17 protein-coding genes are annotated in these 23,860 nt (G+C 74.1%); 10 read left to right on the top strand and 7 right to left on the bottom strand.

The genetic code is table 11. The annotated features are described in order from the left end of the window. Nucleotides 1-929: 929 nt before the first annotated feature. The 3 genes from ABZY31_RS22680 to ABZY31_RS22670 form a co-directional block, all read right to left on the bottom strand. Entirely contained in the window at nt 930-1,409 is a 480-nt protein-coding gene (locus tag ABZY31_RS22680; RefSeq protein WP_356413069.1) for a hypothetical protein, read from the bottom strand. A 39-nt stretch (nt 1,410-1,448) separates the two neighbouring features. Further along, complete coding sequence (locus tag ABZY31_RS22675) at nt 1,449-1,925, bottom strand: hotdog fold thioesterase (protein ID WP_356413067.1); 477 nt, start codon at nt 1,923-1,925, stop codon at nt 1,449-1,451. Between the two features lie 129 nt (nt 1,926-2,054). After that, nucleotides 2,055-4,349, bottom strand: coding sequence for an FdhF/YdeP family oxidoreductase (locus ABZY31_RS22670; protein ID WP_356413065.1), 2,295 nt, complete (start codon nt 4,347-4,349; stop codon nt 2,055-2,057). A 232-nt stretch (nt 4,350-4,581) separates the two neighbouring features. Between ABZY31_RS22670 and polA the strand changes: the two genes are divergently transcribed. After that, nucleotides 4,582-7,302: a DNA polymerase I gene (gene polA / locus ABZY31_RS22665; protein ID WP_356413063.1), complete on the top strand. Its 2,721-nt coding sequence runs from the start codon at nt 4,582-4,584 to the stop codon at nt 7,300-7,302. A 63-nt stretch (nt 7,303-7,365) separates the two neighbouring features. On the opposite strand, the gene ABZY31_RS22660 is transcribed toward polA, so the two are convergent. Continuing rightward, the gene (locus tag ABZY31_RS22660) at nt 7,366-8,280 is read right to left on the bottom strand and encodes a DUF4184 family protein (RefSeq protein ID WP_356413062.1); all 915 of its coding nucleotides are present in this window, start codon (nt 8,278-8,280) and stop codon (nt 7,366-7,368) included. Between the two features lie 327 nt (nt 8,281-8,607). Here ABZY31_RS22660 and ABZY31_RS22655 point away from each other — a divergent pair, with 327 nt between their 5' ends. The 3 genes from ABZY31_RS22655 to ABZY31_RS22645 all read left to right on the top strand — a co-directional run bounded on the left by ABZY31_RS22655 (nt 8,608) and on the right by ABZY31_RS22645 (nt 11,039). Further along, the gene (locus ABZY31_RS22655; protein WP_356413060.1) at nt 8,608-9,771 is read left to right on the top strand and encodes a lytic transglycosylase domain-containing protein; all 1,164 of its coding nucleotides are present in this window, start codon (nt 8,608-8,610) and stop codon (nt 9,769-9,771) included. Nucleotides 9,772-9,858: 87 nt separating this feature from the next. Then, nucleotides 9,859-9,999, top strand: a complete 141-nt coding sequence (locus ABZY31_RS22650; RefSeq protein WP_356413058.1) for an SPW_0924 family protein — start codon at nt 9,859-9,861, stop codon at nt 9,997-9,999. Between the two features lie 14 nt (nt 10,000-10,013). Continuing rightward, entirely contained in the window at nt 10,014-11,039 is a 1,026-nt protein-coding gene (locus tag ABZY31_RS22645) for a DUF3068 domain-containing protein (protein WP_356413056.1), read from the top strand. 5 nt (nt 11,040-11,044) lie between these two features. On the opposite strand, the gene ABZY31_RS22640 is transcribed toward ABZY31_RS22645, so the two are convergent. Beyond that, nucleotides 11,045-13,840 (bottom strand): ATP-dependent helicase C-terminal domain-containing protein, encoded by a 2,796-nt coding sequence (locus tag ABZY31_RS22640; RefSeq protein WP_356413054.1) that lies wholly within the window; start codon nt 13,838-13,840, stop codon nt 11,045-11,047. Nucleotides 13,841-13,843: 3 nt separating this feature from the next. Then, nucleotides 13,844-14,695 (bottom strand): class I SAM-dependent methyltransferase, encoded by an 852-nt coding sequence (locus tag ABZY31_RS22635; RefSeq protein ID WP_356413053.1) that lies wholly within the window; start codon nt 14,693-14,695, stop codon nt 13,844-13,846. Nucleotides 14,696-15,047: 352 nt separating this feature from the next. Between ABZY31_RS22635 and rpsA the strand changes: the two genes are divergently transcribed. The 4 genes from rpsA to ABZY31_RS22615 all read left to right on the top strand — a co-directional run bounded on the left by rpsA (nt 15,048) and on the right by ABZY31_RS22615 (nt 18,885). Next, a complete protein-coding gene (gene rpsA / locus ABZY31_RS22630; RefSeq protein ID WP_283452132.1) occupies nt 15,048-16,571 on the top strand; it encodes a 30S ribosomal protein S1 in 1,524 nt (507 codons plus the stop codon). Nucleotides 16,572-16,779: 208 nt separating this feature from the next. Then, the gene (locus ABZY31_RS22625) at nt 16,780-17,718 is read left to right on the top strand and encodes a PAC2 family protein (protein ID WP_356413051.1); all 939 of its coding nucleotides are present in this window, start codon (nt 16,780-16,782) and stop codon (nt 17,716-17,718) included. Between the two features lie 44 nt (nt 17,719-17,762). Then, a complete protein-coding gene (gene coaE / locus ABZY31_RS22620; RefSeq protein WP_356413049.1) occupies nt 17,763-18,371 on the top strand; it encodes a dephospho-CoA kinase in 609 nt (202 codons plus the stop codon). A gap of 178 nt (nt 18,372-18,549) precedes the next feature. Next, nucleotides 18,550-18,885, top strand: coding sequence for a tetratricopeptide repeat protein (locus ABZY31_RS22615; RefSeq protein WP_356413104.1), 336 nt, complete (start codon nt 18,550-18,552; stop codon nt 18,883-18,885). A 51-nt stretch (nt 18,886-18,936) separates the two neighbouring features. Here ABZY31_RS22615 and ABZY31_RS22610 read toward each other — a convergent pair whose 3' ends face one another. Further along, nucleotides 18,937-19,107, bottom strand: a complete 171-nt coding sequence (locus ABZY31_RS22610) for a hypothetical protein (RefSeq protein ID WP_356413048.1) — start codon at nt 19,105-19,107, stop codon at nt 18,937-18,939. Between the two features lie 646 nt (nt 19,108-19,753). On the opposite strand from ABZY31_RS22610, the gene ABZY31_RS22605 reads away from it, so the two are divergent. Then, nucleotides 19,754-22,621, top strand: a complete 2,868-nt coding sequence (locus ABZY31_RS22605; protein WP_356413046.1) for a DEAD/DEAH box helicase — start codon at nt 19,754-19,756, stop codon at nt 22,619-22,621. Continuing rightward, nucleotides 22,618-23,829 (top strand): SWIM zinc finger family protein, encoded by a 1,212-nt coding sequence (locus ABZY31_RS22600; RefSeq protein WP_356413044.1) that lies wholly within the window; start codon nt 22,618-22,620, stop codon nt 23,827-23,829. Before ABZY31_RS22605 ends, ABZY31_RS22600 begins: the two co-directional genes overlap by 4 nt. Nucleotides 23,830-23,860 lie beyond the last annotated feature (31 nt).

The raw sequence follows: 23,860 nt of genomic DNA, 5'->3' as shown, positions 1-23,860 counted from the left end.
GCGCGCAACCGAACTGAAGGACATCCGGCGGTCGCGGTAACTGGCCGTGACTCTAAGCCGCCCATCGGACGATATGGAGGGCTCAGGCCAATGATGTGACTCTCTTGTTATGCCACGGCGTAATGCATAGCGGATCTCCAGGGGTGGAACGGGGGAATTCCGGTCGGTTCGTCTTGTCCGCATGCTGAGATGTGGCAGGACTGTCAGGCGGTTTGAGTCCTGACAGGCCAGGCCTCTCAAGGGTTTTGGTCATGACCCCGCAGGAGGGGGCGCATCTCGGCCTTCGGGACAGGCCCTGGTCAGAGCGGTGGAAAGATCCCTGGCATATCGGTCACCGAGGATGTAGCTGTGATCCTCTTTCCGGAATCCATTACTGAGGGTTACTTCCAAAAATGGGAGTCCCGCATTCCGTGCAACATGCACACAGTCCGCCACGTGAATCTCCACAACAACCTCACGCACCTCTCCCGCCGCGACGACCACGGGTGAGGGTGGCCGCACGGTCACCGTCAGTGCACGCGACGGCTGCCCGATCCGCTCGATCGTCACCGCCGGTCCGGAGGACGTACGAGCACGCACAGTGAAGGTGAAGGCGGTCCCCGGCGGATTCGATTCCGGCGCCCCGGGCTCCCCGTAGGTCAGGGCGAGCAGCTGCGAGGGCGCTGCCGGGGGTGGCGGCGGTACGGGCGCGGGCGGCCGGGGCCGGACCGCGTAGAGGTAGCCCCCGCCGAGGCCGAGGGCGGCCGCCACGGCCACCGCGGTGAGCGCGCGGCGGTGGCGGGCGCAGCGGGCGCGGACACGGCTCAGGAGGGCGCGGGGGGCGCGGAGGGCGCCGTGCGGGGTACCCGGGGCGCCGGCGGGGCCGTCCGCGAGGTCGTCGGGCCCGTCGCCCGCGGTGCCCTCGCCCGGCTCGACCGGGCCGATGCCGCTCATCCCCAGGGGCCGCCGGTCGCCACGGCGGTGCGGTGGCGCTCGGCGCAGCGCTCGCGGGCCCCGCGCGCGGCGATCCGGCGTGCGGCGGTGCCGGCGGCAGGGCCGTCGGGGGCCCTGGCCGCGCGCTCGGCGCGGGCATCGGCGAGCACGGCGCGCAGGATCTCGTACTGGTCGCCGGACAGGCCCATCGACTGGTAGTCGAGACCGCCGGTACCGGCGCCCGGAGTGCCGCCGTCGCCGTCGAGGGCGGTCTCGGCCCAGTGGGTGACCAGGGCGGCGCAGAGGTCTTCGGGGGAGGTCGGGTGCGGGGCGGGGGCGGCGGCCCCGGACGCGGGGGGCGGCGTACCGGCGGCGGCTCCCGCGGCGGAATCCGCGATCGGATCGGGGGCCGGTAACGAGCAGCCCGTCACGGCGGCGGCGAGGAGCGCCGCCGCGCACGCCGCCAGGGCGCCCCGCGGCGCCGGTCCGGATCCCATGCGGGAACGCTAGACCGGCGCCGGGGCGAGGGCAACTGGTCAGTCGTTACGGGCCTGTTGCGGGTTGGCGTCGCGCAGGAGGCAGGTGAGGCGGGCGGTGCAGATGCGCCGGTCCTGCTCGTCGGTGATGACGATCTCGAAGGTGGTGGTCGTACGCCCCTTGTGCACGGGGGTCGCGGTGCCCGTGACCAGGCCGGACCGGGCGCCGCGGTGATGCGTGCAGTTGAGGTCCACGCCGACGGCGACCTTGTTGATGCCGCCGTGCATCATCGCGCCCACCGACCCGAGGGTCTCCGCGAGCACCGCGGAGGCCCCGCCGTGCAGCAGACCGTACGGCTGGGTGTTGCCCTCGACGGGCATGGTGCCCACGACCTTGTCGGCCGAGGCCTCCAGGATGCGGATGTCCATGCGCTCGCCCAGGTGGCCGGCCGAGAAGAGCGAGGGCAGGTCGATGCCCAGCGCCGCGTATTCGTCGAGGACTTCCTGTGGGAACTTCACAGCCTGCTGCTCGCCCATGGGGACGGCTCCGTTCGTGTGCGTCAACGTTCGTGTGCGTCAACGTTCGTTAACCATCGTGTCCGAAGGGCCGTTCTATCAGGTCGGCCGTTCTGTCAGGTCGGCCGGGCGGGGCCCCCGGCCCGCCCCTCAGACCGGTTCGAAGCGCACGACGACGGACTTGCTCGCCGGGGTGTTGCTGATGTCCGCCGTCGAATCCAGCGGGACCAGCACATTGGTCTCCGGGTAGTAGGCGGCGGCGCAGCCGCGCGCCGTCGGGTAGTGCACCACGCGGAAACCGGGCGCGCGGCGCTCCACCCCGTCGCGCCACTCGCTCACGATGTCGGTGTACGCGCCGTCGGCCAGCCCCAGCTCGGCCGCGTCCTGCGGGTTGACCATGACCACCCGGCGGCCGCCGGTGATGCCCCGGTAGCGGTCGTCCAGGCCGTAGATCGTGGTGTTGTACTGGTCGTGGCTGCGCAGGGTCTGGAGCAGCAGCCGGCCCGCCGGGACGCGCGGGTACTCGACCGGGGCGGCCGTGAAGTTCGCCTTGCCGGTCTTCGTCGGGAAGCGGCGCTCGTCGCGGGGGGCGTGCGGCAGCTGGAAGCCGCCCGGGCGGGCGACGCGCGCGTTGAAGTCCTCGAAGCCGGGGACCACCCGGGAGATACGGTCGCGGATGGTCCCGTAGTCCTTCTCGAACTCCTCCCACGGGGTGCGGGAGGCGGCGCCCAGGACCGCGCGGGCCAGTCGTGCGACGATGGCGGGCTCGGAGAGCAGGTGGCCACTGGCGGGGGCGAGGTTGCCGCGCGAGGCGTGGACCATGCCCATCGAGTCCTCGACGGTCACGAACTGCTTGCCCCCGGCCTGCACGTCCTTGTCGGTACGGCCCAGGGTGGGCAGGATCAGCGCGCGCCGGCCGGTCACCACGTGCGAGCGGTTGAGCTTGGTGGACACGTGCACGGTGAGGGCGGCGCGGCGGATCGCGGCCTCGGTGACCTCGGTGTCCGGGGTGGCGCCGACGAAGTTGCCGCCCATGGCGAAGAGGACCTTGGCCTCGCCGTCGCGCAGCGCCTGGATGGAACGGACCACGTCGTAGCCGTGCGCGCGCGGAGAGGTGATGCCGAATTCCCGGTCGAGGGCGTCGAGGAAGGCGGCCGCCGGGCGCTCGAAGATGCCCATCGTCCGGTCGCCCTGGACGTTGGAGTGGCCGCGCACGGGGCAGACGCCCGCGCCGGGGCGGCCGATGTTGCCGCGCAGCAGCAGCAGGTTGACGACCTCGCGGATGGTGGCGACGGAGTGCTTGTGCTGGGTGAGGCCCATCGCCCAGCAGACGATGGTCCGCTCCGAGGCCAGGATCATGGCCAGGGCGCGCTCGATCTCGGGGCGGGTCAGGCCCGTCGCGGTGAGGGTCTCGGCCCAGTCGGTGTCCTTGGCGGCGGCCGCGAACTCCTCGAAGCCGTGCGTGTGCTCCCGGATGAACGCCTCGTCCAGGGCGCCGGATCCCGCGCCGGAGGCGTTCTCGGACGCCTCCAGGACGAGCTTGTTGAGGAGGCGGAAGAGGGCCTGGTCCCCGCCGATGCGGATCTGGAGGAAGAGGTCGTTGAGGGCGGTGCCCTTGAGCATGCCGAGCGGGGTCTGCGGGTTCTTGAACCGCTCCATCCCGGCCTCGGGCAGCGGGTTCACCGAAATGATCTTCGCGCCGGCCGACTTGGCCTTCTCCAGCGCGGACAGCATGCGCGGGTGGTTGGTGCCCGGGTTCTGCCCGGCGACGATGATCAGGTCCGCCTGGTGCAGGTCCTCCAGGGACACGCTGCCCTTGCCGATGCCGATCGTCTCCGTCAGCGCCGAGCCCGAGGACTCGTGGCACATGTTGGAGCAGTCCGGCAGGTTGTTCGTGCCGAACTCGCGGGCGAAGAGCTGGAAGAGGAACGCCGCTTCGTTGCTGGTGCGGCCCGAGGTGTAGAAGAGCGCCTCGTCCGGCGAACCGAGGGCGGTCAGCTCCTGGGCGATGATCTCGAACGCCCGGTCCCAGCTCACCGGCTCGTACCGGTCGCCGCCCTCGGGCAGCAGCATCGGCTGGGTGATCCGGCCCTGCTGGCCCAGCCAGTAGCCGCTGCGCCGCTCCAGGTCGGCCAGCGGATGGGCGGCGAAGAACTCCGGCGTGACCCGGCGCAGGGTGGCCTCCTCGGCCACGGCCTTCGCGCCGTTCTCGCAGAACTCCGCGGTGTGCCGCTTGTCGCCCTCGGGCCAGGCGCAGCCCGGGCAGTCGAAACCGTCCTTCTGGTTGACCTTGAGGAGCGTCCGCGCGGTCCGGGCGACGCCCATCTGCTGCTGGGCCATCTTGAGGGTGTGGCCGATCGCGGGCAGACCCGCGGCCGCGTGCTTGGGGGGAGTGACCTGCGGCGCGTCCTGCACCGGGTCCCCTGCGGGCGGTCTGGTGGCCATGTGGCTCCCCTTCAGGCATCGCAGCGGCACTGCTGCGGATCGCGCGTACACCTCCGATCCTGCCACGGCCCGCCGACATCGCCGACGCCGCGACCGGGGGCGACGCCGCGGCCTCACGGACGGCGCGACCGGCGGCGACGCCGCAACCGCGACCGGCACCGCGACCGGCCGCGGGACCCGCGCCGCGGTCGGCCGTCCGGAATTGTCGGTGGGGCCGCCTAGGATCAAAGGCGTGGCAGATTCAGCATCGAAGAAGACCGACCAGCCGACCGCAGCGGACCGCCCCCGCCTGATGCTCATGGACGGGCACTCCCTGGCGTACCGGGCGTTCTTCGCGCTGCCCGCGGAGAACTTCACCACCGCGAGCGGCCAGCCGACGAACGCCGTCTACGGCTTCGCGTCGATGCTGGCGAACACGCTGCGCGACGAGGCGCCCACGCACTTCGCGGTGGCCTTCGACGTCTCGCGCAAGACCTGGCGCTCGACGGAGTTCCCCGAGTACAAGGCGAACCGCTCCAAGACCCCGGACGAGTTCAAGGGGCAGGTCGAGCTGATCGGCGAGCTGCTCGACACGATGAGCGTGCCGCGGTTCGCGGTCGACGGCTTCGAGGCCGACGACGTGATCGCCACCCTCGCCACCCAGGCCGAGGCGCTCGGCTTCGACGTGCTGATCGTCACCGGTGACCGGGACTCCTTCCAGCTGGTGTCCGAGCGCACGACCGTCCTCTACCCGACCAAGGGCGTCTCGGAGCTGACCCGCTTCACCCCCGAGAAGGTCGAGGAGAAGTACGGGCTCACCCCCCAGCAGTACCCGGACTTCGCGGCGCTGCGCGGCGACCCGTCCGACAACCTGCCCGGCATCCCCGGCGTCGGCGAGAAGACCGCCGCGAAGTGGATCAACCAGTTCGGTTCGTTCGCCGCCCTGGTCGAGCGTGCCGACGAGGTCAAGGGCAAGGCCGGACAGAACCTCCGCGACCACCTGGACGCGGTCAAGCTCAACCGGGTCCTCACCGAGATGGTCCGCGACGTCGAGCTGCCCAAGACCCCCGCCGACCTGGTCCGCGCGCCCTACGACCGCAGCGCCATGACCGGCGTGCTGGACGTCCTGGAGATCCGCAACGCCTCGCTGCGCGAGCGCCTCCTCGCGGTCGACCCCGGCGCGGCCGAGGAACCCGCCCCCGCCCCGGCCGCCGGCGTCGAGCTGGACGCCTCCGTACTGGGCGCGGGCGAGCTGGCGCCCTGGCTGGAGGAGCACGCGACCGCCCCGCTGGGCATCGCGACCGTCGACAGCTGGGCGCTCGGCGCGGGCCGGATCACCGAGGTGGCGCTGGCCGCCGCCGGAGGGGCCGCGGCCTGGTTCGAGCCGTCCGCGCTGGACGAGGGCGACGAGCGCGCCTTCGTCGCCTGGGCCGCCGACCCGGAGCGGATCAAGGTCGTGCACAACGCGAAGGCCCTGATGCGGGTCTTCCCCGAGCACGGCTGGAACCTGGACGGCGTCGCCATGGACACCGCCCTCGCCGCCTACCTGGTCAAGCCGGGCCGCCGGTCCTTCGCGCTGGACGTGCTGTCCAACGAGTACCTGCACCGCGAGCTGGCCCCCGCCGCCGCCGACGGTCAGCTGGCCTTCGGCGCCGACGAGACCGCCGAGGCCGAGGCGCTGATGGCGCAGGCCCGCGCCGTCCTCGACCTGGGTGACGCCTTCACGGGCCGGCTCGCCGAGGTCGGCGCGACCGGGCTGCTCCACGACATGGAGCTGCCCACCTCCGAGCTGCTCGCCCGGATGGAGCGGTACGGCATCGCCGCCGACCGCGAGCACCTCGAAGCGATGGAGCAGCAGTTCGCGGGCGCGGTCCAGCAGGCCGTTAAGGAGGCGCACGCCGCGGTGGGCCACGAGTTCAACCTCGGCTCGCCCAAGCAGCTCCAGGAGGTGTTCTTCGGGGAGCTGGACCTGCCCAAGACGAAGAAGACCAAGACCGGCTACACCACCGACGCGGACGCGCTGGCCTGGCTCGCCACCCAGACCGAGCACGAACTTCCCGTGATCATGCTGCGCCACCGCGAGCAGGCGAAACTGCGGGTCACCGTCGAGGGCCTGGTCAAGTGCATCGCCGCCGACGGCCGTGTGCACACCAGCTTCAGCCAGACCGTCGCCGCGACCGGACGCCTGTCCTCCACCGACCCCAACCTGCAGAACGTGCCGGTGCGCACCGACGAGGGCCGGGCCATCCGCCGCGGCTTCGTCGTCGGCGAGGGCTTCGAGTCGCTGATGACGGCCGACTACAGCCAGATCGAGCTGCGCGTCATGGCGCACCTCTCCGAGGACGCGGGCCTGATCGAGGCCTTCGCGACGGGTGAGGACCTGCACACCACCGTCGCCTCCCAGGTGTTCGGCGTCGAGCGCTCCGCCGTCGACGCCGAGATGCGCCGCAAGATCAAGGCCATGTCCTACGGCCTGGCCTACGGACTGTCCGCCTTCGGCCTCGCCCAGCAGCTGAACATCGAGCCCGCCGAGGCGCGCGGTCTGATGGAGACCTTCTTCGAGCGGTTCGGCGGGGTGCGGGACTACCTCCAGCGCGTGGTGGAGGAGGCCCGTGCCACCGGCTACACCGAGACGGTCCTGGGCCGCCGGCGCTACCTGCCCGACCTCAACAGCGACAACCGCCAGCGCCGCGAGGCCGCCGAGCGGATGGCGCTGAACGCCCCGATCCAGGGCACGGCCGCCGACATCGTGAAGGTCGCGATGCTCCGGGTGGACCGCGCGCTCACCGCGGCGGGGCTCACCTCGCGGATGCTGCTCCAGGTCCACGACGAAATCGTGCTGGAGATCGCCCCCGGCGAGTGCGCGGCCGTCGAGGAGCTGGTGCGCCGCGAGATGGCCGCCGCCGTCGACCTGCGGGCCCCGCTGGACGTGTCCGTGGGCGTGGGCACGGACTGGGAGTCGGCCGCGCACTGACGGGCGCACCGGGGCCGCGGCGTCGGCTCGCCGCGGCCCGGTAGGCCCGTACGCCCGTTCCCGCTAGGAGGTGGGGACGGGCGTCCGTGTGTCGGAGCAGTCCGGGCCGACACCCCGGTCGCCGCCGCCGCCGTCACCGCCGCCGTCCCGGTCTCCCTCGCCCGTACGGTCCCGGTCGCCGCGGTGGCGCAGGCGCACCAGGACCCCGTACAGCAGCAGGGCCACGGCGAGCCCGCCGCCGGCGCCGAAGCAGACGGTCGGGATGATGTCGAGCGGGCTGCGGATCCGGTCGTGGTACGTGAAGAAGCGGGCCACCCGCATCCCCACCCCGGCGCCCCCGCAGACCACCGCCAGCAGGACGGCGCCCCAGCGGTCCACCCGCCCCGGCACCGGCACGGAATCCGGCGCGGGGGAGTGCGGCAGCCGGCGCAGCGCGCTCACCGTGAACCAGCCGAGCGCCACGGCGGCCACCGCCGAACTGCCGTACTGGAGCCAGGTGTAGAGGGGCAGCCCCCACGCCAGCGGGCGGCCCAGCGCGGGCAGCGCCCGCATCCCCCACCGGTCCATGTGCGTGAAGCTGTCCCAGACCACGTGCGTCAGCGAGCCGAGCACCGCCGAGAGGTAGAACCGGAGCGCGAGCACGGACAGCCGGCGGCCCCGCCAGTCCTCACCGCGGACCAGGGCGTACGTCCGGCCCCGGGCCCGCCGGGGCAGCAGCGCGACCAGCGGCTCCCGCAGCAGCAGCCAGCATCCGGCGAGGGCGGCGGTCAGGGCGGCGTCGAGGGTGAGCACGCCCGCCACGGAGTGCGCGAAGTCCCCGTAACCCATTACCCCTTGGACGACGGCGTCCGCGAAGTAGAAGGTGTCGGGCGCGAACGAGCCCAGTACCAGGGCGGAGGCGATCAGCGGCCCCCGCGCGCGGCCGGTCCGGCGGATGGCCGGAAGGACGGCGGCCGCGTGGCTGAGTGTGAACGGCATGGCACCTCTCGTCGGTCTCTCGGGGCTCCGGTCCGCACGTCGGGCCCTGCGGTCTTTACTTCGGTCCCATGCGCCCCAAACGGTCGCGTCAGTATGCGTGACCTGCCCAAGACGTGCGGAAGTGGTGAATACCGGGGCCGCCTTGATGCAGTGTGAAGCGAGTTGACGTACCGTCGCGCGGACGTCGAAGGGGAGGGGCCCGCCATGACGGCTCGGTCAACAGTCCGGTCAACCGTCCGTTCAGCGGGCCGCCGCGCGGCCCGTTCCGGCCACGGGTGGCTCCGCGGCGGCGTGGCGGTCGTCGTCTCGGCCCTGGTGGCGGCAGCCGTGACCGGTTCACAGGCACCGGGCGCGCTGGTGCTCGCCGACGCCGGGAACGGCGCGCGCGACGAGCGGCCCGCCGTTGCACCCGGCAGCGCGACCGCCTCCGGGGGCGGGGACTCCGCGTACTTCACCGAACTCCCGCCCCTCTCCAGCCCCGAGCCGCTCGCCGAGCCGCAGGGCGAGGAGAGCCCCGGGCCCGTCCCGGCCGCCGCGGCCCCTTCCGGGGGGACGGCCGCGACCGGGGCCGCGGTTCCCGGCGAGGGCGCCCAGGGGATACCGGCGAGCGTGCTGGGGGCCTACCGGGACGCGGAGCGGAAGGTGGCGGCGAGCGACCCCGGCTGCGGGCTGCGCTGGCAACTGCTCGCGGCGATAGGCAAGGTCGAGTCCGGCCAGGCCGGCGGGGGCCGGGTGGACGCCGCGGGCACGACGCTACGGCCGATCCTCGGGCCCGTGCTCGACGGCAACGGGTTCGCGAACATCCCGGACACGGACGGCGGAGCCTACGACGGGGACGCGGCGCACGACCGGGCGGTGGGGCCGATGCAGTTCATCCCGTCCACCTGGGCGGCCTGGGGCCAGGACGCGAACGGCGACGGCCGGCGCGACCCCAACAACGTGCACGACGCGGCCCTCGCGGCCGGGCGCTACCTGTGCGCGGGCACGCGCGACCTGCGGGTGGGCGGCGACCTCGACCGGGCGGTCCTCTCCTACAACCAGTCGGCGGCGTACCTCGCGACGGTGCGGTCCTGGTACGCGTACTACCTCAAGGGCGCGCACGAGGTGCCGGACGGGGGGCCGGGGACGGGTGCCGGTACGGGCACGGGCAGCGGTACGGGTACGAGCCCGCGGCCGGGCACGGGCACGGCGGTGACGCCGCCGCCCGCGAAGCCGAAGCCGACCCCCACTCCGACGCCCACTCCCACGCCGACCCCCACCCCGAAGCCCAGTCCCACGCCGACGCCCACCCCGACCCCCACCCCGCAGCCGTCGACGGCTCCCTCTCCGTCTCCGACCCCCACCCCCGCGCCGTCGGCCACCGCTTCCCCCTCCCCGAAGCCGAGCCCGAGCCGGTCGTCCGCTCCCTCCGCGCCCGCCGCGAGCCCCTCGCCCACCGGGCCGGCGAAGGCCTCCCCGAGCGCCTCGGCGGCGGGCGCGGAAAGCCCGTAGCCGGACGGTTCTCATCTCGGCCCCGCGTTGCTACGGTGCGCCAGACCTGACGACACATCAGATCTCGGAGATCCCGGAGGCCCCGGCATGCGCGCACTCGTCGCCGCCGCCATCGGGCTGGCCGCCGCGCTGGCCCTCGTCCTCACCGTCACGGCGATCGGGGTGCCGGAAGGCAGGACTTCGCCGGAGCCGCTGCTCACCACGATCCCCTCCGCCCCCGGAAAGTAAGAGGAGGCCCGGCCATGCGACGCAGAGCGAGCCTCGTCCTGCTTGCCCTAGCCGTGTTCTGCACCGCCCTCGCGCCGCTGCTGCGCTGGTACGCGTACCCGAGGCTCGCCAAGATCCCGCCGAGCCAGTACCAGGAGATGGTGCTGGAGGCGAAGGACGCGACCCTGCTCGACTACAACAACGGCATGGAGCCCAGGAAGGTCGACAAGGTCACGATCATCCAGACCCTCAAGGGCAACGTCGAGGCGTCCCGGGAGATCGAGGCGAGCGCGGGCAAGGACGTCGTCGTCTGGGACACGCTGACCTACATCGCCGGACCGGACGGCAAGATGGTCTCCCAGATCCCCGAGCGCTACATCTTCGACGCGCACACCCAGGACCCGGTGCACGCCACGGGCGAGATGGTCGACGGGGACGCGGTCCGGCGCGAGGGCATCGAGTTCAAGTGGCCGTTCTTCACCGAGCCGCGCGACTACCTGTACTTCGACGCGCAGACGCGCACCTCCTCCCCGATCCACTACGTCGGCCCGCGCGCCTTCCGCGGCCTGGACGTCCACTACTTCGAGATGACCGTCCCCTGGACCAAGGTCCCGATGCCGAAGAAGATGCCGATCCCCGGTGTCGACCCGGCGAAGATCGAGGAGCAGACCGGCACCTCGCTCTGGTACTCGGCCACCATGAAGTTCTGGGTCGACCCGGTGACCGGGGCGCCGGTCAACGCCGAGCAGAGCATCCGGCAGGAGATGCGCGGCGGCATCGCGGCCGCGCGGCCCGACGGGAAGCTCACCGCCTTCGCCGGAGACGTGAAGATCCGGCCGGACTACCTCGACCACACCGTCGACCTGGTCAAGGCGAACCGGACCAAGGTGCTCGCCCTGCACACCTACGGGCCGGTGGGACTGCTGGTCACGGGCCTCGGCCTGTTCGGGCTCGCGCTGTGGCTGGAGGCGCGCGGCCGCCGTCGGCGCGGATCCGGCGACGGCGGGCCGGGCGGCGGCGGCCCGGCGGAGTCCGTGCCGCCGGTGCCCGCCACCGCCTGACGCCCCTACGGGGAGCGGCGCTGCCGGTGGGTGGTGTGGCGGGTCGGCTCGGCGGTCGCCGGGTCGAGCGGCCAGGGGTGGCGCGGGTAGCGGCCGCGCAGCTCGGCGCGCACCGCGCGGTAGCCCTCCCGCCAGAACGACGCCAGGTCGGCGGTGACCGCCGCGGGGCGCCCGGCGGGCGACAGCAGGTGGACCAGTACGGGGACCCCGGCGACCTCGGGCGTTCGGGCGAGCCCGAACAGCTCCTGGAGCTTGACCGCCAGGACGGGCTGGGCGTCGCCGTCGCCGTAGTCCACCCGGATCCGTGAACCGCTCGGGACCTCGATCCGCTCGGGGGCCAGCTCGTCCAGGCGGGCGGCGTCGCCGGTGGCCCACGGCAGCAGGCGGTTCAGGGCCTGGCCCGCCTCGATCCGGCCGAGGTCGGCGCGGCGCCGGGCGCGGGACAGCTCGGGCTCCAGCCAGTCGTCCGCCCGCGCCAGGAGTACGTCGTCACGCGCGACGTCGGGCCAGGGCGCGCCGAGGGTGCGGTGCAGGAACGCGAGGCGGGCCCGCAGCGTGCGCGCGTCGGCGGACCAGCGCAGCAGGCCGAGGCCCTCGCTGCGCAGGCCCTCCAGCAGGGCGGCCCGGACCCGCTCCGGGGCGGGGGCCTTCAGCGGGCGCACGGTCAGCTCGATCGCGCCGAGGCGGTGCACGCGGCGGGCGACGACCTCGCCGTCGCCGCCGGCCGACTCCCAGTGCACCTCCTCGCCGGAGGACAGCAGGTGGGCGGCGGCCGCGCGGGCCGTGTCCTCGTCGAGGAGGGCGGCGAGCCGGATCCTGGCGGAGGGGGAGTGGGGGGCGCGGTCGGCGACGGCGACGGCCAGCCAGGGGGCGTTGCGAAGGGGTGAGCCTTCGGGCAGCTCGGCCCCCGTACCGGAGGCCATGAGGTAGGCCCCCGCGCCCTTGCGCTGCGCGACGCGCTCGGGGAAGGCGAGCGCGACGATCAGCCCAACGACGGAGTCGTCCCCGAGTCCCTGGCCCTCCGGCCCAGCCCCCGCCGAACGCCTCCCCGGGCGTTCGGTGCCCGATGTCGCCTCCGGCGGCGCCTCAAACGCCGGCGGGGCTGGGTTTCGGCGCCCCTGCGGAGACGGGTTTTGCCGCCCCTGGGGGGACGGCGAGGCTGACGTGTGCCGTGCCGGGGCGGCGCCGCTGGGCGGGGTGACATCCAGCCTCGCCGGCGTTTGAGGCGCCCCCGGAGGGGTGCTGGGGAGGGCGCGGGTCAGGCGGGTGGATTCTTTGCGCCAGCGGGGGGCGTAGGCGTCGGTGGCGCGGCGGGCCTGGCGCCAGGCGGCGGCCAGGTCGTCGCCGTACTCCCGCGGCGGCTCCTCGCTCAGCAGTGCCACGACCTCCGCCGCCCGGCGCGGGCCGACCTCGGCCGCGCCGTCCAGCAGGGCGCGGGCCAGGCGCGGGTGCAGGCCGAGGCGGGCCATCGCGTGGCCCCGCGCGCTCACCCGGCCGGCCGGGGACACCGCGTCCACGGCCGCCAGCACCTCCCGCGCCGCCGCCATCGCCCCCGCCGGCGGCGGGTCCAGCAGCGCCAGCCCGGACGCGTCCGGATCGCCCCAGCAGGCGGCCTGGAGCGCGAACTGGGCCAGGTCCGCGATCCGGATCTCCGGCGAGGGGAAGGCCGGGAGCCGCCCGTGCTCCGCCTCGGGCCAGCACCGGTACACCGCCCCCGGCGCCTCCCGCCCGGCCCGCCCGGCCCGCTGCCGCGCCGACGCCCGGGAGGCCCGTACGGTCGCCAGCGCGCCCAGGCCCCGCGCGTGGTCCACCCGCGGCTCGCGGGCCAGCCCCGCGTCCACCACGATCCGCACCCCCGGCACGGTCAGGCTGGACTCCGCCACCGCCGTCGCCAGGATCACCCGGCGCCGCCCCGTGCCGCCCGCGAGGACCGCGTCCTGCACCGCCGCCGGGGCCCGCCCGTGCACCTGGAGCACCTCGGCGTCCACCCCGGCCAGCTGCCCCGCGACCCGGGAGATCTCACCGACCCCCGGCAGGAAGCACAGGACGTCCCCCTCCCGCTCGGCCAGCGCCCGCCGCACCACCGCCGCGACGTGGGTCAGCAGGGCGGGGTCGACGCGCATGCCGTGCGGCGGCCGCACCGGACGGACCGGCGGGGCCCACACCACCTCCACCGGGTGCGCCACCCCGGCGGCCTCCACCACGGGAGCGTCCCCGAGCAGCCGCGCCCACCCGGCGGCGTCGGTGGTCGCCGACGCCGCCAGCAGCCGCAGCTCCGGGCGCAGGGCGGCCCGTACGTCCAGCAGGAAGGCGGCGACCGTATCGGCGTCCAGGTGCCGCTCGTGGCACTCGTCCAGGACCACCACGTCCGTACCGGCCAGCTCCTGGTCCCGCTGGAGGCGCTGGAGCAGGACGCCGGTGGTCACCACCTCCACCCGGGTGGCGGGGCCCACGACCCGCTCGCCGCGCACCGTGAAGCCGACCGAGGCCCCCACCGGCTCGCCCAGCAGCCAGGCCATCCGGCGCGCCGCCGCCCTGGCCGCGATCCGCCGGGGCTCGGCGACGATCACCTTGCGCGCGGGGCCGCCGCCCACCAGGCCGGCCAGGACCAGCGGCACCAGCGTGGTCTTGCCGGTGCCGGGCGGCGCGCAGAGCACCGCCGCGCCGTGCGCGTCGAGCGCCGCGACCAGCGCGGGCACGGACGCGCCGACGGGCAGGGACTCCAGGGCGGCGGTCCGGACGGCGGCGGGGCCGTCGGTTGGTGCGCCGGGGCCGGAGGGTGTGCGGTTCGCGGGCGCCATGGATCAGTCGCGCTCGCAGACGAAGATCGCGGTGCCGGGGATCAAATTGCCGCGCAGCGGGGACCAGCCGCCCCACTCCTGGCTGTTCCAGGCGGGCCACTCGGGCTCGACGAGGTCGAGCAGGCGGAAACCGCCCGCGACCACGTCCCGGACCCGGTCGCCGAGGGTGCGGTGGTGCTCCACGTAGACGGCGCGGCCCGCCTCGTCCTGCTCGACGTACGGCGTGCGGTCGAAGTAGGAGGCGGCGACGGAGAGGCCCTCGGGCCCGGGCTCGTCGGGGAAGGCCCACCGGACGGGGTGGGTCACGGAGAAGACCCAGCGGCCGCCGGGGCGCAGCACGCGGTGGACCTCGCGCATCACGTTCACCGGGTCGGCGACGAAGGGCACGGCGCCGTAGGCCGAGCAGGCCAGGTCGAAGGAGCCCTCGCGGAACGGCAGGTTCCCGGCGTCGGCCTCCACCAGGGGGACGCCGCCGCCGATCCGCAGGGCGTGCTGGAGCTGGCGGTGGGAGAGGTCGAGGGCGACGGGACGGGCCCCCTGGGCGGCCAGCCAGCGCGAGCACTGGGCCGCGCCCGCGCCGATCTCCAGGACCGAGAGCCCCTTCAGGGACGCGGCCGGGCCGAGCAGCGCGGCCTCGGCCTCGTCCAGGCCCTCGGGACCCCAGACGAAGCGGTCGTCGCCGAGGAAGGCGCCGTGGTCGCTCTGGTACTCGTCGGCGTTGCGGTCCCACCAGCTCCGGCTGGCGCGGCTGCTCTCCGCCTCCCCGGCGACGCGGCGCGTGGCCTCGGCGTCGTCGTCTCCGGCGGACGCTTCCGCTCCGTACGCTTCTTGGGGGTCGTAGTCCTCTTGGTTCATGGGGCCCGTCGTCGTAGTCTTCGAAAAAGAGGCAGGGAGCCGGTCATCACGGGCTCCCCGCCTACGAATTGTGCCGGGTAAATGGCGTTCTGCCCCGGGTGTCCGCCTTCGCGCATTGACCCTGTCCGGCTGCCCCCGTATGCTACAAGTTGCGCTGCGAGCCTGCGCTCCTCAGACCTAGCAGGCTGCGCTCGCATCTGTTGCAGTCCCCTCGGTTTTCGAGGCTCCCCACCGCTCTTCTTCGAGCGTTCCGGGGACCTCTTTGGCTGTCCGGTCAGAGGCAGATGGCGATAAGGGCTCCCGGCGTAGCAGTACCTACGACTTTCTGTCCGTAACCGGAGCCCTTTCCCACATGACGAGCAGCACCGAGACCACCGCCACCACTCCTCCGCAGGTAGCGGTCAACGACATCGGCGACGCGGACGCGTTCCTCGCGGCGATCGACGAGACGATCAAGTACTTCAACGACGGCGACATCGTCGACGGCGTCATCGTCAAGGTGGACCGGGACGAGGTTCTCCTCGACATCGGTTACAAGACGGAAGGCGTGATCCCGAGCCGCGAGCTCTCGATCAAGCACGACGTCGACCCGAACGATGTCGTCAAGGTCGGCGACGAGATCGAGGCCCTGGTTCTCCAGAAGGAGGACAAGGAAGGCCGTCTCATCCTGTCCAAGAAGCGTGCGCAGTACGAGCGCGCCTGGGGCACGATCGAGAAGATCAAGGAAGAAGACGGCATCGTCACCGGTACCGTCATCGAGGTCGTCAAGGGTGGTCTCATCCTCGACATCGGCCTCCGTGGCTTCCTGCCGGCCTCTCTCGTCGAGATGCGTCGCGTCCGCGACCTCCAGCCCTACGTGGGCAAGGAGCTCGAGGCCAAGATCATCGAGCTGGACAAGAACCGCAACAACGTGGTCCTGTCCCGCCGCGCCTGGCTCGAGCAGACCCAGTCCGAGGTTCGCCAGACGTTCCTCACCACCCTGCAGAAGGGTCAGGTCCGCTCCGGCGTCGTTTCCTCGATCGTCAACTTCGGTGCCTTCGTGGACCTGGGTGGCGTCGACGGTCTCGTCCACGTCTCCGAGCTGTCCTGGAAGCACATCGACCACCCGTCCGAGGTTGTCGAGGTCGGCCAGGAAGTCACCGTCGAGGTCCTCGACGTCGACATGGACCGCGAGCGCGTCTCCCTGTCGCTGAAGGCGACGCAGGAAGACCCGTGGCAGCAGTTCGCCCGCACGCACCAGATCGGGCAGGTCGTTCCCGGTAAGGTCACCAAGCTCGTTCCCTTCGGTGCGTTCGTGCGCGTCGACGAGGGCATCGAGGGTCTGGTCCACATCTCCGAGCTGGCCGAGCGCCACGTGGAGATCCCGGAGCAGGTCGTCCAGGTCAACGACGAGATCTTCGTCAAGGTCATCGACATCGACCTCGAGCGTCGCCGGATCTCGCTGTCGCTGAAGCAGGCCAACGAGTCCTTCGGTGCCGACCCGGCCTCGGTCGAGTTCGACCCGACGCTGTACGGCATGGCTGCCTCGTACGACGACCAGGGCAACTACATCTACCCCGAGGGCTTCGACCCCGAGACCAACGACTGGCTCGAGGGCTTCGACTCCCAGCGCGAGACGTGGGAGCGCCAGTACGCCGAGGCGCAGGTTCGCTTCGAGCAGCACCAGGCGCAGGTCATCAAGAGCCGCGAGGCCGACGAGGCCGCCGCTGCCGAGGGCGCTGCCGCTCCGGCCGCCGGCAGCAGCAGCACCGGTGGCGGCGCGAGCCTCTCCGGTGGTTCGTACTCCTCCGAGGGTGCGGACGAGACCTCCGGCGCCCTGGCGTCGGATGAGGCCCTGGCGGCGCTGCGCGAGAAGCTGGCCGGCGGCCAGAGCTGATCGCAGCGCATGGCGGTGCGCTCCGGCGCGCGGCTGAGCTGAGCTGAAACGGCGAGGCCCGTCCCCTTCGGGGGGCGGGCCTCGTCGCGTTTCCCCCGCGTCGCGTCCGCCGTGTTTCCGGCTGTCCGCGCGGGAATGGCCAACTGGGGAATGGGCACGGGTCCTTGAACGTTCTTGGCAGTGAACGTGACGAAGGGGAGTGGTGACGGTGCTCGATCCGCAAGGGCTGTACGAGTGGGATGCCAAGGGTCTGGCCGTGGTGGACCTGGCGCTCGCCCAGGAGTCCGCCGGGCTTGTCATGCTCTACCACTTCGAGGGCTACATCGACGCCGGTGAGACCGGCGAGCAGATCGTCGAGCGGCTCCTGGACGCCCTGCCCCACCAGGTGGTGGCCCGCTTCGACGCGGACCGGCTCGTGGACTACCGGGCCCGGCGCCCGCTGCTCACCTTCCAGCGCGACCGCTGGAGCGACTTCGACGCGCCCGCCCTGGAGGTCCGGCTCGTCCAGGACGCCACGGGCGCGCCGTTCCTGCTGCTGTCGGGGCCCGAGCCCGACGTGGAGTGGGAGCGCTTCGCCGCCGCCGTCCAGCAGATCGTCGAGCGGCTCGGCGTCCGCCTCTCGGTGAACTTCCACGGCATCCCGATGGGCGTCCCGCACACCCGCCCCGTCGGCATCACCCCGCACGGCAACCGCACCGACCTGATGCCGGGTCACCGCAGCCCGTTCGACGAGGCGCAGGTGCCCGGCAGCGCGGAGTCGCTGGTGGAGTACCGGCTCGCCCAGGCCGGGCACGACGTCCTGGGTGTCGCGGCGCACGTCCCGCACTACGTCGCCCGCTCCTCCTACCCGGACGCCGCGCTGACCGCCCTGGAGGCGATCACGGGTGCGACCGGGCTGGTGCTGCCGAGCGTGGCGCACGCGCTGCGCACCGAGGCGCACCGCACGCAGACGGAGATCGACCGGCAGATCCGCGAGGGAGACGAGGAGCTCGTCAGCCTCGTGCAGGGGCTTGAGCACCAGTTCGACGCCGCGGCCGGCGCCGAGACCCGCGGCAACATGATCGCCGAGCCCGCCGAGATCCCCTCGGCGGACGAGATCGGCCGCGAGTTCGAGCGCTTCCTCGCGGAGCGCGAGGGCGAGGCGTAGGGGGCCCGAACGTCGCTCCAGGCGCGGGGTCTAGGCTGCGGGCCATGCTGAAAGTGGGCCTGACGGGCGGAATCGGTGCCGGTAAGAGCGCGGTCTCACGACTGCTGGCGGGGTACGGGGCGGTGATCGTCGACGCCGACCGGATCGCGCGGGAGGTCGTCGAGCCCGGCACCCCCGGACTGGCGGCCGTCGTGGACGTCTTCGGGGAGTCCGTCCTTTCTCCCGACGGCACGCTCGACCGGCCGAAACTGGGTTCGATCGTCTTCGCCGACCGGGAACGCCTGGCCACCCTGAACTCGATCGTGCACCCGCTGGTCGGCGCCCGCTCGGCCGAGCTGGAAGCGGCCGCGGGTCCCGACGCGATCGTCGTGCACGACGTACCGCTCCTCACCGAGAACGGGCTGGCGCCGCTGTACGACCTGGTCGTCGTCGTGGACGCGGCGCCGGAGACCCGGCTGGCACGGCTGACCTCGCTGCGCGGTATGGCGGAGGACGAGGCGCGGGCCAGGATGGCGGCCCAGGCGACCCGGGAGCAGCGACTCGCGGTGGCCACCCTGGTCATCGACAACGACGGGCCGCTCGCGGCACTGGAGCCGCAGGTACGCGAGGTGTGGAAGGAACTGACCGCGCGCGCGGCCGCGCGCCGGGCCTGAGGAGCGGCCACCGGGCCGCTTCCCCGTACGGGTTCGGCGCCGTGCGTTGACGGCGCCGGGAAAGGGAAGGAAATACATCGTGTCCGACACCACGCCGCCGCCCGCGTCCGCGCCCGAGCCCGACCCCCGTCGGGAGCCGGGTCCCGGGCCGGGCGCCGTCAGCCCGGAGACCCACGTCATCGACTTCCGGGCCGCCGAGCAACTGCTCGCCGCCCGGGACCCGCGGGGCGCGGTGAAGCTGCTCGACTCGGTGATAGCGGCCCATCCGGAGAACACCGCCGCCCGGCTGCTGCGCGCCCGTGCCTTCTTCGCCGCCGCCCAACTGAGGCCCGCGGCACTGGAGTTCGAGCTGGTCCTGGAACGGGAGCCGGACAACGCCTTCGCGCACTTCGCCCTGGCCCGCACGCACCAGCGCGCCGGGCAGCCGGAGCGCGCCCGCAGGCACTTCCGGCTCGCCGCGGCCCTGGACCCGCAGCCGGAGTACCTCCAGGCGGCGGGATTCGAGGACCAGTAGGGCGACGCGCCGCCCACGGGGTGTCCGGGGGCGGTCGTACCGGGCCGCCCGTCAGGGGTTGAGCTTGCGCACGGCCGTGGTGGTCGTCTTCTTGAAGGCCGGGACGGGCGCGTCGGCCAGGACGCCCGTCTGTCCCCACGTGACGACGGCCACGGTCGAGCCGGCGCGTCCGATGCCGTAGAGGTGGACGCCGGGCTCGGAGTCCGGGACCGAGGTGTGCACGCCGTAGACGTGCGCCCCCTCCTCGACGCGGATGCGCGCCGTAGTCCTGCCAGGACGTTGTCCCGCCCGGGTTCGCGCGCAGCCAGTCGGCCGCGCAGGCCGCCGCCGTGCGCTCCAGCGCGGTGGCCGGCTTCCTGGCCGCCGCGTCGGAGGCCGGGGCGGACGCGGAAGCCGCGGCGGCGGCGGACGTGGTGAGGGTGAGCGCGGCTGCCGCGGCGAGGACGGCGGCTGAGGCGGTGACGCGTCGGAACACGGCGGGACCCCGTGGTGGTCGGTGCGGTGTGCTGCGGTGCTGCGGTACTGCGGTGCGGGCAGTGTGCTGTGGCGCGGCGCGGCGCGGGGCGGTGTGGTCGGTGCGGTGACGCGGTACGTGCGGCTCGGTGCGGCGGCCGGTGCGGAGCCAGCCTGGTGCGGTGGGCGGCGGTGCGCCGGGGCGGTGCGTGCGGCGGCGTGTCGGGGCCGTGCGGCGGGTGCTGTGCCACGGGCCGCGCGATGCGGTCCGTGCCGACAGCCGTACTCCGGTCGCGGCCCGGTGCTGCGGTGGTCAACGTCCCAGGTCAACGGCATTGTCAGTGGCCCCGCCTAGACTCTCCGGCAAGGACATCCACGGACGAGTCGGATGCGCGCCAGGGGAGGGAGGAAGGCCATGGCACACCCACCGCCCGACCCCGCGCCCGCCGCGCTGCTGCGCCACGCCGCGCTCTTCCTCCCCGCCGAGGTGCCCCGGCAGGGCCGGATCGCGTTCTGGTCCCCGGCCGGCGAGGACCTGCCGGATCCCGCGGACCTCCCCGACGGTGTGGAAGCGGTCCGCGAACCCCTCGGCGCGGTCCACCCCGCCGGCAGCACCGTGCGGACCCGGACCGTGCCCTCGCTCGTCCTCCCGCTCGCCGCGGCGCTCCCGGTGCTCGCCGCGGCCCCGCGCCACCCCGCCGCGCATCCCGCCACCCGCGCCTGGGGGACCGCCGCCCGCCAGGCGCTCGCGCTCGCCGCGCGGGGCAGGCTGCTCCCCGGCCTGACCCCGGAGGGCTTCGACGCCTGGCGGATCGGCCCGCTGGACGCCGAGGACGTCGCCTACCTCCGCGCGGTCGCCGCCGCCCTGCCCCACGAGGGGTACGCCGCGCCCCTGCCCGGCAGCAGACCGCTGCTCCTGCCCGAACCGGAGGCCCTGGTCCGCGCCTTCCTCGACGCCGTCGCCGACACACTGCCGCGGAGCCCGGCCGCCCCGGTCGCCGCCGGGCGCCCCTTCGCCGCGGCCGAACCGCAGCGGGTGCCGGGGCTGCGGGACTGGGCGGCTCAGGTCGCTGCCGGGGCCGACGCGGGGGTGGGGATCTCGCTGCGCCTCGACCTGTCGTCGTACCGCCTCTTCGACCCCGAAGAGGGCGCCGCGCAGGACACCGACGAGGTGCGCCGGGCCGGTGCGGCCGTGGTCCAGGTGCACAGCCTGGCCGATCCGACGCTGGTCACCGACGCGGGTGCGCTGTGGTCGGGAGAGGCCACCGACCGGTTCGGCCCCCGGGCCCGGGTCGACGCGGTGCTCGCGCTGCGCCGCGCCGCCCGGGTGTGGCCGCCGCTGCTGCGCCTGCTGGACCAGCCCGTGCCCGATGCGCTGGCCCTGTCGGACCCCGAGCTGGAGGACCTCCTGGGCGCCGCGGCGACCCGGCTCGCCGCGGCCGGGGTCGGCGTCCACTGGCCGCGGGACCTGGCGCGGACCCTGGACGCGAGCGCCGTCGTACGGTCGACGGCGCCCGGTTCGGCGACCGACGGGACCGCGTTCTTCGACGCGGAAGGCCTGTTCGCCTTCTCCTGGGAGCTGGCACTGGGCGGGGACCGGCTGACGCCCGGCGAGATGGACGCCCTCGCGCAGGCCCACCGGCCGGTGGTGCGGCTGCGCGACCAGTGGGTGCGCGTCGATCCCGAGCTGGTGCGCAAGGCCCGCAAGCGCGAGCTGGGGCTGCTGGATCCGGTGGACGCGCTGGCGGCCGTACTGACCGGGGAGGCCGAGGTCGAGGGGGAGGCCGTGCCCGCCGTCGCGGTGGGCTCCCTGGCCGCCCTGCGGGACCGGCTGACCGCCGACCTCGCACCGCTGCCGCAGCCGCCCGGGCTGCGCGCCACCCTGCGCGACTACCAGGCGCGCGGCCTGGCCTGGCTCGACCTGATGACCTCGCTGGGCCTCGGCGGCTGCCTCGCCGACGACATGGGCCTGGGCAAGACCGTCACGCTGATCGCCCTCCACCTGCACCGGGCGCGCCCCGAACCGACCCTGGTGATCTGCCCCGCGTCCCTGCTCGGCAACTGGCAGCGGGAGATCGAGCGGTTCGCCCCCGGGGTTTCGGTGCGCCGCTTCCACGGCGCCGGCCGGACCCTGGAGGGCCTCGCCGACGGCTTCGTCCTCACCACGTACGGGACGATGCGGGCGAGCGCGTCCCGGCTGGCGGGGCAGGAGTGGGGCATGGTCGTCGCCGACGAGGCGCAGCACATCAAGAACCCGCACTCGGCGACCGCGCGGGCGCTGCGCACCATCGGCGCCCCGGCCCGGGTGGCGCTCACCGGCACCCCCGTCGAGAACAACCTCTCCGAGCTGTGGGCCCTCCTGGACTGGACCACCCCCGGGCTGCTCGGCCCGCTGACCGCCTTCCGCGCCCGGCACGCCCGGCCCGTGGAGCACCAGGCGGAGGAGGACGGCGGGAACGAGGAGGCGGTGGCCCGCCTCGCCGCGCTGGTCCGGCCGTTCCTGCTGCGCCGCAAGAAATCCGACCCGGGGATCGCCCCCGAGCTGCCGCCCAAGACGGAGACCGACCACCCCGTCTCGCTGACCCGGGAGCAGGCCTCCCTGTACCAGGCCGCGGTGGACGAGGCGATGGCCGTGATCGGGGCGAGCGAAGGCATCGCACGCCGCGGGATGATCATGAAGCTGCTCGCCTCGCTCAAGCAGATCTGCAACCACCCGGCCCAGTACCTCAAGGAGGAGCGGCCCCGGATCCCGCACCGCTCCGGCAAACTCGCCCTGCTGGACGAGCTGCTGGACACCATCGTCTCCGAGGGCGGCTCCGTGCTGGTCTTCACCCAGTATGTGACGATGGCCCGGATCCTGGAGCAGCACCTCGCGGCGCGCGGGATCCCGGCCCACCTGCTGCACGGCGGGACCCCGGTGGCCCGCCGGGAGGAACTGGTCGACCGCTTCCAGGCGGGCGAGGTCCCCGTGTTCCTGCTGTCGCTGAAGGCCGCGGGCACCGGCCTCAACCTCACCCGCGCCGGGCACGTCATCCACTACGACCGCTGGTGGAACCCGGCCGTCGAGGAGCAGGCCACCGACCGCGCCTACCGCATCGGCCAGACCCAGCCCGTCCAGGTCCACCGGATCATCGCCGAAGGCACCGTCGAGGACCGCATCGCGGAGATGCTGGAAGCCAAGCGGGCCCTGGCCGACGCCGTCCTCGGATCGGGCGAGACCGCGCTCACCGAGCTGACCGACCGGGAACTGGCCGACCTCGTCTCCCTGCGCAGGCGCTCATGATCACCGCACGCGACGACCTGCGCCGCACCTTCGACTCGCTGCCCGCCGGCGCCGAGGCCGCGAGCTGGTGGGGGCGGGCCTGGGTGGCCGCCCTGGAGGGGCTCTCCCGCGACTCCGCGCGCCTCGGGCGCGGGCGGGCGTACGCCGACGACGGGCACGTCGACGCGGTGACGGTCACCCCGGGCCGCATCGTGGCGTACGTGCGGGGCAGCCGGGCCCGGCCCTACCGCACGGAACTGGCCCTGACCGCCTTCGCCCCGCAGGAGTGGGACGAGCTGCTGGAGGACATCGCCGCCCGGCCGGCCGCCCTGGCCGCGCTGCTGGAGCGGGAGATCCCGCAGGACCTGGCCGGGCGGCTGCTGCCGGGCGCCGGTGACCTCGTACCGCGCTGCTCCTGTCCGGACGTCGGGCGTCCGCCGTGCAAGCACGCCGCGGCGCTCTGCTACCGGGCGGCCCGGCTCCTGGACGAGGACCCGTTCGTCCTGATGCTGCTGCGCGGCCGGGGCGAGCGGGACCTGCTCGACGAGCTGACCCGCCGCAACGCCGCCCACGCCGCCCGCGAACAGCCCGAGGCGGACGGCCGCTTCCCCGGCGTCCCGGCGCGTGAGGCCGTGCTCCGCTCCGTCCTGCCGCCGCTGCCCGCACCGCTGGACGCGCCCCCTGTGGGCGCTGCCCCCGCTTACCCGGGCGAGCCGGGCGCCCCCGATCCGCTGGCGCTGGACCAACTCGCCTCCGACGCCTCGGCGCGCGCCCACGCCCTGCTCACCACCGGCCGGGACCCGATCGCGGGCCTGACGCTGTGGCAGGACGCGGTCCGGCTGGCCACCGCGCAGCCGCCGACCTCGGGGCTGGCGGCTTCCACCCGCGCCCTGTACCGGGATCTGGCCGCGGCCACCGGCCGTTCGCCGGGCGACCTGGCCCGCGCGGTCGCGGCCTGGCGCCAGGGCGGCCGGGCCGGGCTGCTGGTGCTGGAGGAGGAGTGGGATCCGCCCGCCGGTCCCTTCGACCGCGCGCGCCCCGCGCTGCTGGCCGCCGGGCTCGGGCCCTTGCGGCCCCGCCGCAACCGGCTCTGCGGGGATACGGCACAGCTCCGCCTCGGCCGGGACGGGCTCTGGTACGCCTACGAGTCCGAACCGGGCGAGGAGGACTGGTGGCCCCGCGGCCGCCCCTCTCCCGATCCGGTCACGGCCCTCGGCTCCCGGCACTGATCCACCGGCCGGCCGCAGCGCGGCGCGGCGC

The sequence above is a fragment of the Streptomyces sp. NPDC006529 genome (assembly GCF_040611795.1).
GTDB lineage: Bacteria > Actinomycetota > Actinomycetes > Streptomycetales > Streptomycetaceae > Streptomyces.
This window is presented reverse-complemented; position numbering and strand designations above follow the sequence as displayed.